Below are 1,254 nucleotides of genomic sequence, written 5' to 3'. Positions count from 1 at the left end.
CAGGTAGATAGGTCAGAGGTGGAAGTGTGGCGACACATGGAGCTGACTGATACTAATCGATCGAGGACTTAACCAAAGTAAGACGAAGGAGGCGCTTCGCGTCTCCCGGACTGGCTGATACGCCGGTAATGATTGACTATCAACCCTTTATCTAGTTTTCAGGGAATAAGTATACATAAAGTATAAAAAAACCTTGAAATCACCGCGAAGATGCGGTATAATAATACTTGTCCTTTTGAAGGACACAACATAGTCTGGTGAGCGAAGAGGTNGTTGGGGGATCTCCCCCTGCGAGAGTAGGACGTCGCCAGGCGGTACATTCCACAGTAGCTCAGTGGTAGAGCTATCGGCTGTTAACCGATCGGTCGCAGGTTCGAGTCCTGCCTGTGGAGCCATTATATGGAGAGCTGTCCGAGTGGCCGAAGGAGCACGATTGGAAATCGTGTAGGCGGTTTATAGCTGTCTCAAGGGTTCAAATCCCTTGCTCTCCGCCATATAAGGCCCGTTGGTCAAGCGGTTAAGACACCGCCCTTTCACGGCGGTAACACGGGTTCGAATCCCGTACGGGTCACCATTTTCAAACAGAAAGAATCAGTGGAGGATTAGCTCAGCTGGGAGAGCATCTGCCTTACAAGCAGAGGGTCGGCGGTTCGATCCCGTCATCCTCCACCATAGTTTTTTCACGGAGCGAAGCGGAGTGAAAATAACTTACCTTAAAAGTTATTGAATTTTCCCTCGAAGCGAAGCGTAGTGAAAATAACGTTCCATACGTTCTTAAACTTAACAGGTTGAAGGATGGAATTAAACTATTATCGTCGCGGGGTGGAGCAGTTCGGTAGCTCGTCGGGCTCATAACCCGAAGGTCGCAGGTTCAAATCCTGTCCCCGCAATACCGTTTTGATCCGAGAGGATTGGGATGTAGTGACAATGATAGCGGATTTGCTATCGCAGTACTTTGATCTTTATTTTCGCTAACGCGAAAAAAAGTTGGTCCGGTAGTTCAGTTGGTTAGAATGCCTGCCTGTCACGCAGGAGGTCGCGGGTTCGAGTCCCGTCCGGACCGCCATTTTTCATTTTAATACAAATATGCAATGGCTCAGTAGCTCAGTTGGTAGAGCAATGGACTGAAAATCCATGTGTCGGCGGTTCGATTCCGTCCTGAGCCACCATTTTTTTGTGCCGGTGTAGCTCAACTGGTAGAGCAACTGACTTGTAATCAGTAGGTTGGGGGTTCAAGTCCTCTTGCCGGCACCA

8 tRNA genes are annotated in these 1,254 nt (G+C 49.0%); all 8 read left to right on the top strand.

Annotated elements, in window-relative coordinates:
- Positions 1–320: 320 nt before the first annotated feature.
- The 8 genes from AF331_RS18175 (at position 321) to AF331_RS18140 (ending at position 1,254) form a co-directional block, all read left to right on the top strand.
- Positions 321–395: transfer RNA gene (locus tag AF331_RS18175), tRNA-Asn, on the top strand.
- 6 nt (positions 396–401) lie between these two features.
- Positions 402–494 (top strand) — tRNA-Ser (locus tag AF331_RS18170).
- A 5-nt stretch (positions 495–499) separates the two neighbouring features.
- A tRNA-Glu gene (locus AF331_RS18165) sits at positions 500–574 on the top strand.
- Between the two features lie 22 nt (positions 575–596).
- Positions 597–672: transfer RNA gene (locus tag AF331_RS18160), tRNA-Val, on the top strand.
- Between the two features lie 144 nt (positions 673–816).
- Positions 817–890: transfer RNA gene (locus AF331_RS18155), tRNA-Met, on the top strand.
- 99 nt (positions 891–989) lie between these two features.
- A tRNA-Asp gene (locus AF331_RS18150) sits at positions 990–1,066 on the top strand.
- A gap of 27 nt (positions 1,067–1,093) precedes the next feature.
- A tRNA-Phe gene (locus tag AF331_RS18145) sits at positions 1,094–1,169 on the top strand.
- 9 nt (positions 1,170–1,178) lie between these two features.
- Positions 1,179–1,254 (top strand) — tRNA-Thr (locus AF331_RS18140).

The sequence above is a fragment of the Rossellomorea marisflavi genome (assembly GCF_001274775.1).
Classification (GTDB): domain Bacteria; phylum Bacillota; class Bacilli; order Bacillales; family Bacillaceae_B; genus Rossellomorea; species Rossellomorea marisflavi.
Note: the sequence above shows the minus strand (reverse complement) of the source record. Positions and strands in the feature narration are given on the sequence as shown.